Raw genomic sequence first — 2,500 nt, forward strand, 5'->3', positions numbered from 1 at the left:
TGGTTGCGGGGGCAGGATTTGAACCTGCGGCCTTCAGGTTATGAGCCTGACGAGCTACCGGGCTGCTCCACCCCGCGGTGGTGTTGGTGATGTTGGGGGATTTTTTGTGGTGTTGGGTAGGCTGGGGGACCTGGCGGCGACCGACTTTTCCGCACCTTAAGGTGCAGTATCATAGGCGCTGAGGGATTTCACGGCCGAGTTCGGGATGGGATCGGGTGTAGGGCCCTCGCAATGGCCACCAGGTCTTCCAGCCCACCCTGTCTTTTGAGAGAGGGTGGTGGTTGGTGCGATGTGAAGGAGTGTGGCTGATTTCTGTGCATGTGTTTGTTGTGAGAAGTATGAGCGATTAGGACCGGTTAGCTGCATGCATTACTGCACTTTCACACCCGGCCTATCAACGTGATGGTCTGTCACGGCTCTATGAGACCTCGTTTTGAGGTGGGTTTCCCGCTTAGATGCTTTCAGCGGTTATCCCGTCCATACTTAGCTACCCGGCTGTGCCACTGGCGTGACAACCGGTGCACCAGAGGTATGTTCATCCCGGTCCTCTCGTACTAGGGACAAATCCTCTCAAGTCTCTTACACCCACGGCAGATAGGGACCGAACTGTCTCACGACGTTCTAAACCCAGCTCACGTACCACTTTAATCGGCGAACAGCCGAACCCTTGGGACCTGCTCCAGCCCCAGGATGTGATGAGCCGACATCGAGGTGCCAAACCTCCCCGTCGATGTGGACTCTTGGGGGAGATCAGCCTGTTATCCCTAGAGTACCTTTTATCCGTTGAGCGATGGCCCGTCCACGTGGGACCACCGGATCACTATGGCCGACTTTCGTCTCTGATCGAGCTGTCACTCTCACAGTCAGGCGGGCTTATGCCATTGCACTCGACAGCCGGTTTCCGACCGGCCTGAGCCCACCATCGCGCGCCTCCGTTACACTTTGGGAGGCGACCGCCCCAGTCAAACTGCCCACCATGCAGGGTCCCGGACCAGGCTTACTGGTCTCGGTTAGACATCAGAAAAATTCAGGGTCGTATTTCAAGGATGGCTCCACCCAAGCTGGCGCCTGGGTTTCAAAGCCTCCGACCTATCCTACACAGAATGTCTCTGATGCCACTGCAAAGCTGCAGTAAAGGTTCATAGGGTCTTTCCGTCTGACCGCGGGTACCCCGCATCTTCACGGGGAATTCAATTTCGCTGAGTCGATGCTGGAGACAGTGGGGAAGTCGTTACGCCATTCGTGCAGGTCGGAACTTACCCGACAAGGAATTTCGCTACCTTAGGACCGTTATAGTTACGGCCGCCGTTTACCGGGGCTTCAATTCAGTGCTTGCACACCTCCTCTTAACCTTCCGGCACCGGGCAGGCGTCAGGCCCTATACGTCATCTCACGATTTCGCAGAGCCCTGTGTTTTTACTAAACAGTCGCTACCCCCTGGTCTGTGCCACCCGTCCATGGTTGCCCACGAGCGGGTCTCGTTTATCCCGAAGTTACACGAGCAATTTGCCTAGTTCCTTCAGCATCGTTCTCTCAAGCGCCTTGGTATTCTCTACCAGTCCACCTGTGTCGGTTTCGGGTACGGTCTATACGCCAGAGCTATTTCCTGGAATGATTGAAAAGCCTGTTCAATCCGTTAAGGACAGACAACATCTCTCATTCGTCACTTCTGGCAGGCCCAGTAATATTCAACTGGTTCCCATCGACTACGGCTCTCGCCCTCGCCTTAGGGGCCGGCTCACCCTGCGTGGATTAACCTTGCGCAGGAACCCTTGGACTTTCGGCGACAGTGTTTCTCGCACTGTTTGTCGCTACTCATGTCAGCATTCGCACTTCCGATATCTCCAGAGAGGGTCACCCCGTCTCCTTCGCAGACTTACGGAACGCTCCGCTACCGCGCATTCAAAGAATGCACCCACAGCTTCGGCACGTGGCTTGAGCCCCGTTACATTTTCGGCGCAGGGTTTCTAATAGACCAGTGAGCTATTACGCTTTCTTTAAAGGATGGCTGCTTCTAAGCCAACCTCCTGGTTGTTTTGGAATCCCCACATCCTTTCCCACTTAGCCACGATTTAGGGGCCTTAGCTGGTGGTCTGGGCTGTTTCCCTCTCGACAATGGACCTTAGCACCCACTGTCTGTCTGCCGGGCTATACTCCTGGGTATTCGGAGTTTGGTTAGGTTTGGTAAGGCTTTGGGCCCCCCTAGCCCATCCAGTGCTCTACCCCCCAGGGTAAACACCCGACGATCTACCTCAATAGATTTCGCGGAGAACCAGCTATCTCCGAGTTTGATTGGCCTTTCACCCCTAGCCACAGCTCATCCCCGACTTTTTCAACAGGCGTGGGTTCGGCCCTCCAGTGCGTGTTACCGCACCTTCAGCCTGGCCATGGCTAGATCACTCGGTTTCGGGTCTTCTGCCAGCAACTCATTCGCCCTATTCAGACTCGCTTTCGCTACGCCTACACCTAATGGCTTAAGCTCGCTGCAAACAGAAACTCG

Annotated in this window: 1 tRNA gene and 2 rRNA genes (1 of these 3 cut by a window edge); all 3 read right to left on the bottom strand. The window is 55.3% G+C overall.

The features are described 5' to 3' along the window. Positions 1-77: transfer RNA gene (locus HKD24_RS14645), tRNA-Met, on the bottom strand. 51 nt (positions 78-128) lie between these two features. After that, positions 129-243: ribosomal RNA gene (rrf, locus tag HKD24_RS14650) — 5S ribosomal RNA — on the bottom strand. An 83-nt stretch (positions 244-326) separates the two neighbouring features. After that, positions 327-2,500 (bottom strand): 23S ribosomal RNA (locus HKD24_RS14655) (it continues 562 nt past the right edge of the window).

The sequence above is a fragment of the Gluconobacter vitians genome (assembly GCF_015244565.1).
Classification (GTDB): domain Bacteria; phylum Pseudomonadota; class Alphaproteobacteria; order Acetobacterales; family Acetobacteraceae; genus Gluconobacter; species Gluconobacter vitians.